Annotated in this window: 4 protein-coding genes; all 4 read left to right on the top strand. The window is 43.1% G+C overall.

The annotated features are described in order from the left end of the window. The first annotated feature begins 46 nt into the window (after positions 1–46). The 4 genes from CIK98_RS16940 (at position 47) to CIK98_RS16920 (ending at position 6,539) form a co-directional block, all read left to right on the top strand. Positions 47–1,903, top strand: coding sequence for a leucine-rich repeat domain-containing protein (locus CIK98_RS16940; protein WP_094386360.1), 1,857 nt, complete (start codon positions 47–49; stop codon positions 1,901–1,903). A 362-nt stretch (positions 1,904–2,265) separates the two neighbouring features. Further along, positions 2,266–4,326: a leucine-rich repeat domain-containing protein gene (locus CIK98_RS18830; RefSeq protein WP_141210588.1), complete on the top strand. Its 2,061-nt coding sequence runs from the start codon at positions 2,266–2,268 to the stop codon at positions 4,324–4,326. A 456-nt stretch (positions 4,327–4,782) separates the two neighbouring features. Continuing rightward, complete coding sequence (locus CIK98_RS16925; protein WP_094386358.1) at positions 4,783–5,688, top strand: Rpn family recombination-promoting nuclease/putative transposase; 906 nt, start codon at positions 4,783–4,785, stop codon at positions 5,686–5,688. Positions 5,689–5,957: 269 nt separating this feature from the next. Further along, a complete protein-coding gene (locus CIK98_RS16920; protein ID WP_141210587.1) occupies positions 5,958–6,539 on the top strand; it encodes a hypothetical protein in 582 nt (193 codons plus the stop codon). Positions 6,540–7,039: the final 500 nt, after the last annotated feature.

Here is a 7,039-nt window from a genome sequence, read left to right as displayed (position 1 = left end):
AAACTAAAGTGCTGCGGAATTTAGGTATTAAATTATTATTGAAATTATGAAAAAAAGATTTACTGCATGTTTGACAACGCTCATCCTTAGCTTGTTCTTCTCAATTTCTGCATTGGCATACGATGTTGAGGTAGATGGAATTTACTATGACATTTCTGAAACAACCGCCACAGTAACTTCTGGCGAGAAAGAATATTCAGGTGACATAGTGATTCCTGAATCTATTACTTTTGAAAATTCAATATATTCCGTGACAAGTATTGGAGATTATGCTTTCTTTCGTTGCAAGAGCCTCACCTCCGTCACGATTCCTAATTCTGTGACAAGTATTGGATATCATGCTTTCTATGCATGCAGCGGCCTCACCTCCGTCACGATTCCTAATTCTGTGACAAGTATTGGAAATGGGGCTTTCTATCAATGCAGCAGCCTCACACATCCAATTATTGTAAATGATATGTTTGTCTTTTTACCAATGGGATATGAAGGTCATTATTCTATTCCTGAAAATATATCAACAATAATTGGAGGAGCTTTCGCTTGGTGCGAGAGCCTCACCTCCGTCACGATTCCTAATTCTGTGACAAGTATTGGAAATGATGTTTTCAGCTATTGCAGCAGCCTCACACATCCAATTATTGTAAATGATATGTTTGTCTTTTTACCAACGGGATATGAAGGTCATTATTCTATACCTGAAAATATATCAGCAATAATTGGAGGAGCTTTCCGTGAATGCAGCAGCCTCACCTACGTCACGATTCCTAATTCCGTGACTAGTATTGGAGATTATGCTTTCCGTGAATGCAGCAGCCTCACCTCCGTCACGATTCCTAATTCTGTGACAAGTATTGGAGATGGGGCTTTCATGGAATGCAGTGGCCTCACCTCCGTCACGATTCCTAATTCCGTGACAAGTATTGGAAATCTGGCTTTCGATGGATGCAGCAGCCTCACCTCCGTCACTATTCCTAATTCTGTGACAAGTATTGGAAATCAGGCTTTCTACTATTGCAAGAGCCTCACCTCCGTCACGATTCCTAATTCTGTGACAAGTATTGGAAATTATGCTTTCGCTTGGTGCAGCAGCCTCACCTCCGTCACTATTCCTAATTCTGTGACAAGTATTGGAGATTGGGCTTTCTACTATTGCTTTGGCCTCACCTCCGTCACTATTCCTAATTCTGTGACAAGTATTGGAGATTGGGCTTTCGAAGGATGCAGACGCCTCACCTCCGTCACGATTCCTAATTCGGTGACAAGTATTGGACATAATGCTTTCGCTTCTTGCAGTGGCCTCACCTCCATCACGATTCCTAATTCGGTGACAAGTATTGGAAATGATGCTTTCGCTTCTTGCAGTGGCCTCACCTCCGTCACGATTCCCAATTCCGTGACAAGTATTGGATATGGGGCTTTCGCTTGGTGCAGCGGCCTCACCTCCGTCACGATTCCTAATTCTGTGACAAGTATTGGAAGTGTGGCTTTCGCTTACTGTGAAAATATAGAAAACGTCTATTGTTACGCAGAGGCAGTTCCATCAACCATTTCTAATGCTTTCTATGATTCAAATATAAAAAATGCTACACTTTACGTCCCTGCATCTGCAATCGAGGCTTATAAATCAACATATCCATGGGGCGCCTTTGGAACTATTAAAGCTATCGAAGACTCCAATGGTATTGAATCAGTGAAAGAGCGTGGCATCGCCATCCAGTCGGCAGGAGGCTTCATCAACATCTCCGGTCTCAACAACAACGAGACAGTCAGCTTCTATGCTCTTGACGGAAAGGCTCTCGGCACTGCAAAATCAATAGATGGCAACGTTTCGTTCTCTGCCAAGCAAGGCACCATCGTAGTAGCCAGGATTGGTAAGGAGAGTGTAAAAATCGCAGTGAAATAACAACGCATGGATACCATAAGTTCCCATCAGACAGCCCGAGCGCTGCAAGTCCAGCATGATTACTGCGTCAACAAAAACAATATGTTTTGGAGGCATGTGTCTATTGATTCAGTATGCACTTTGCAAAGCTTTCTACGGTTTCAGTTAATGAAGGGAAAAAGTGTCTAGTGAAATCAGGAAAAGACATATTGGTCAAGTGAGTCTGAAATATTCATGTAAATCTTTACGGCTTAGTACACTATAAAATTACTTGTTTTCAGCGACTTGACCAATTTTATTTAGTTAAGTAATCATAAGCAAATATTAAATTAAGTTATTGGATTTTAGTGAGTTAAATATTAAATTATATTATTATTGAAATTATGAAAAAAAGATTTACTGCATGTTTGACAACGCTCATTCTCAGCGTGTTCTTCTCAATTTCTGCATCTGCACGTGTTGTTGAGGTGGATGGGATTTACTATTACATTTATTTTGGAACAACCGCCTCAGTAACGCAGGGCGGAAATTATTCAGGTGACATAGTTATTCCCGAATCTATTACTTTTGAAAATTCAATATATTCCGTGACAAGTATTGGAAAAAGGGCTTTCTATGGTTGCAGCGGCCTCACCTCAGTAACGATTCCGAATTCTGTGACAAGTATTGGAAGTGATGCTTTCTATAAATGCAGCAGCCTCACCTCCGTCACGATTCCTAATTCTGTGACAAGTATTGGATATTATGCTTTCGATGGGTGCAGCAGCCTTACATCAATCACGATACCGAATTCCGTGACAAGTATTGGATATGGGGCTTTCTCTGATTGCCGCAGCCTCACCTCTGTCACGATACCTAATTCCGTGACAAGTATTGGATATGAGGCTTTCTATGAATGCAGCGGCCTCACCTCCGTCACGATTCCTAATTCTGTGACAAGTATTGGAGATTATGCTTTCTGGAAATGCAGCAGCCTCACCTCCGTCACGATTCCTAATTCTGTGACAAGTATTGGAGGTTCTGCTTTCTCTTATTGCAGCAGCCTCACCTCCGTCACGATTCCTAATTCTGTGACAAGTATTGGAGATAATGCTTTCGCTGATTGCAATAGCCTCACCTCCGTCACGATTCCTAATTCCGTGACAAGTATTGGAGAGAGTGCTTTCGCTCGTTGCAGCAGCCTCACACATCCAATTATTGTAAATGATATGTTTGTCTTTTTACCAACGGGATATGAAGGTCATTATTCTATACCTGAAAATATATCAACAATAAATGGAGGAGCTTTCGAAGGTTGCAGCAGCCTCACCTCCGTCACGATACCTAATTCTGTGACAAGTATTGGAGGTTCTGCTTTCTCTTATTGCAGCAGCCTCAGCTCCGTCACGATTCCTAATTCTGTGACAAGTATTGGAAATGAGGCTTTCAATGGTTGCCGCAGCCTCACCTCCGTCACGATTCCTAATTCTGTGACAAGTATTGGAATTTATGCTTTCACTCTTTGCAGCAGCCTCACACATCCAATTATTGTAAATGATATGTTTGTTTTTTTACCAACGAGATATAAAGGTCATTATTCCATACCTGAAAATATATCAACAATAATTGGAGGAGCTTTCCATGATTGCCGCAGCCTCACCTCCGTCACGATTCCTAATTCTGTCACAAGTATTGGAGATGTTGCTTTTACATATTGCAGTGGTCTCACCTCGGTCACGATTCCCAATTCTGTGACAAGTATTGGAGATGCGGCTTTCCATGAATGCAGCGGCCTCACCTCCGTCACGATTCCTAATTCTGTGACAAGTATTGGAAATAGTGCTTTCTTACGTTGCGAGAGCCTCACCTCGGTCACGATTCCTAATTCCGTGACAAGTATTGGAGGTGAGGTTTTCGCTTATTGCAGCAGCCTCACCTCCGTTACGATTCCTAATTCTGTGACAAGTATTGGAGATGTTGCTTTCGCTTATTGCAGTAGCCTCACCTCCGTCACGATTCCTATTTCTGTGACAAGTATTGGATATGGGGCTTTCGATTATTGTGAAAATATAGAAAACGTCTATTGTTACGCAGAGGAAGTTCCATCAGCCGGTTCTGCTTTCAATATTTATTTTATAAAAAATGCTACACTTTACGTCCCTGCATCTGCAATCGAGGCTTATAAAACAACAAAACCTTGGAGCGACTTTGGAACTATTAAAGCTATCGAAGACTCCAATGGTATTGAATCAGTAAAAGAGCGTGGCATCGCCATCCAGTCAGCCAGTGGTTTCATCACCATCTCCGGTCTCGACAACAACGAGACAGTCAGCTTCTATGCTCTTGACGGAAAGGCTCTCGGCACTGCAAAATCAATAGATGGCAACGTTTCGTTCTCTGCCAAGCAAGGCACCATCGTAGTAGCCAGGATTGGTAAGGAGAGTGTAAAAATAGCAGTGAAATAACAACGCATGGATACCATAAGTTCCCATCAGACAGCTCGGGCTCTGCAAGTCCAGCATGATTACTGTGTCAACAAAAACAGGATGTTTTGGAGGCATGTGTCTATTGATTCAGTATGCACTTTGCAAAGCTTTCTACGGTTTCAGTTAATGAAGGGAAAAAGTGTCTAGTGAAATCAGGAAAAGACATGAACAGGACAGGGGACAGGTCACTGTCCCGCAGGAATATTCAAAAATATAATCTCAAATGTTACAAAAAATGAGGAGGCAGGACACGGACCTATCCCCTGTCCCTCTGGGGCTCAATGTTGCCCCTTCTGAGCTTAATGTGGCTGAAGGCATAACAGCCCTGCGGGAATTTTTGCTCTTACGATATTTTTAGGCAACCGAAAAAAACATGAGGAAAATTTTGTTGGTTTGAAAACTTTGCCTATCTTTGCAAAAAATATAAGGAACATCATGGCAAAACGTTATCTCGACCCAAAGGCAGACCTCACCTTCAAAAGGGTGTTTGGCGAGCATCCTGACCTCGTAATCAGCCTGCTCAACGCACTTCTCCCCTTCCAAACCAAGGAGGAGGAGATACAAAGTGTGGAGTATCTGACACCCGAAATGGTGCCGGACAACCCTCTGCGCAAGTTCAGCATCGTCGATGTGAGATGCAAGGACAACCGTGGGAGGCAGTTCATTGTGGAGATGCAGATGGTATGGTCGCCTGAGTTCATGCAGAGGGTGATGTTCAACTCTGCCAAGGCATACGTGCGCCAGCTCGACAAGAAGGAGGACTACAGTCTTCTTGAGCCAGTGTATTCACTGAATCTCGTCAACGATGTCTTCTTGAAGGACGTTCCCGAATACTATCACTACTACCGCATGGTGCACGAGAAGCATACTGAAAAGGTGATAGACGGACTTCACCTTGTGTTTGTGGAGCTGCCCAAGTTCACACCTCACACCATGGGCGAGAAGAAGATGCAAGTCCTTTGGCTGCGCTATCTCACAGAGATTGACGGATATATGGAGACCGTGCCGCAGGAATTGCTCGACATTCCTGAGATAAACAAGGCTATGGAGGTTGTTGAGGAGTCGGCCTACACTCCCGAACAACTTCTCGGCTACGACAAGTTCTGGGACATCATCCGCACGGAAAACACGCTTTACAGCAGTGGCGTGAGGCAGGGACTGGAGAAAGGAATGGAGCAAGGACTGGAGAAAGGTCGTGAGGTAGGTCGACTGGAAGGCAGAAAGGAAGGTCAAAAGAACGAGAAAATTGCAAATGCCCGCAAGATGAAGGCCTACGGCTTGGCATTGGAAATGATAGCCGACATAACAGGTTTGACAATAGACGAAGTGAGGGACTTGTAGTTCCTCACTTTTTTTTTGGGTCGCATGACAGGTTCTTTGAACCGCTGAAATGAATCAAGGTACGTTTCCTGTGATTGAAACGGTTGTCCTGATTCTTTTGTTATCGTTACGCGAATATTGGAGTTTGTGGAAAAATGATGTGGAAATGCTTGGAGTTGTCAGAATTAATTCCTAATTTTGTTTTTTGATATATGAAACCTACGAAATTGTAAATAATTAACTAAATAACAATCAATAATGACAAAATTAGAAGGAAAAACAAAAAAAATGTGCGTTTGCTGAAGGAAACGGCAAAACGAATGATTGAACTATGCGATGGTAACATGCAGGGAATGGCTTCGACATTGAACCTTCTTGCCTACTACAACGACATTTCCGGCGGTGCTCTGAAACATGAGTTGGAGATGCTCAACGGCATGATGGCAAGTAAGCTGTGCGAGGCTAAGAACGACGTGAAAGGGCTTGACCTTGAGTGCAGGTTTGACGAAGAACAAGTCAGGAAGTCGGGAATCAGTGTCACGCCAAGAATCGTGCTGGCAGTGATGGATCACATGTTGCGCGAAGGTTCTCGGCAAAATTGCACATGCAACGATTACGCTATTGCCATGTATGCCGTGCTGACCAAGTATGAATACTATAAAGGTTCGCGAGAGGATTTCGTCAATATGATGAATCGTTATTTTGCCATGAATGTGAGTTATGGTGCGCTGAAGAAATGGTTAGCTCGCAACAGTGTTGATTTCAATGACTGGAACAAGGGTACAGGCAAAACCTGCAACAGACAGGATTTGGCTCGTGATTTCAAAGAGCTTATAGACAAAGTGAGAACATATAAATCCAAAAACTTTTAGAGTACAGGGCTGTCCGTTTGGGCAGCCTTTTTGTATGTTTTGGGGACAAAATCTAAAGTTTTTGTCCCTTTTTGTCTTTTTTTGTCCCTTTTTGAGCCGTTTGTCCCCTGGTTTGGACAATGGGGCAACATCCTTCATACCTTTGCATCGTGAATCAGACAAAGACAGTTGCAACTTATTGACTGACCACATAAAACAAGTTAGGCTTCGTATCGCCTGCAAGGCGGTATGAAGCGCCGACCGTTGTACGTCCGCCGCAAATGTAATCAGAATATTATGGGGAAAGATGTCGGTTTTTGCATGGTTTCCAAAAGGCAAGTGGCAACTTACGGATGAGAAAAACGGACTTGTACCTCTTAGAATATAACAAACTGAGATGTCACAATCTCAAATCATGCCACAAATGATACAATATACAGTGTTTTACGACGCGTTAGGGCACAAAGAGGCTGTCCACGAAGAAAAGCACTTCGCGGACTACCTGCTTAGTTACCTATACG

Source organism: Prevotella sp. P2-180, from assembly GCF_002251435.1.
GTDB lineage: Bacteria > Bacteroidota > Bacteroidia > Bacteroidales > Bacteroidaceae > Prevotella.
The sequence above is the reverse complement of the archived record's forward strand: the minus strand, read 5'-3'. Positions and strand labels throughout refer to the sequence as shown.

Bases quoted from the DNA above. Each gene is read 5' to 3' on its own strand.
- CIK98_RS16940 (WP_094386360.1), top strand. From the start codon at position 47: ATGAAAAAAAGATTTACTGCATGTTTGACAACGCTCATCCTTAGCTTG.
- CIK98_RS18830 (WP_141210588.1), top strand. From the start codon at position 2,266: ATGAAAAAAAGATTTACTGCATGTTTGACAACGCTCATTCTCAGCGTG.
- CIK98_RS16925 (WP_094386358.1), top strand. From the start codon at position 4,783: ATGGCAAAACGTTATCTCGACCCAAAGGCAGACCTCACCTTCAAAAGG.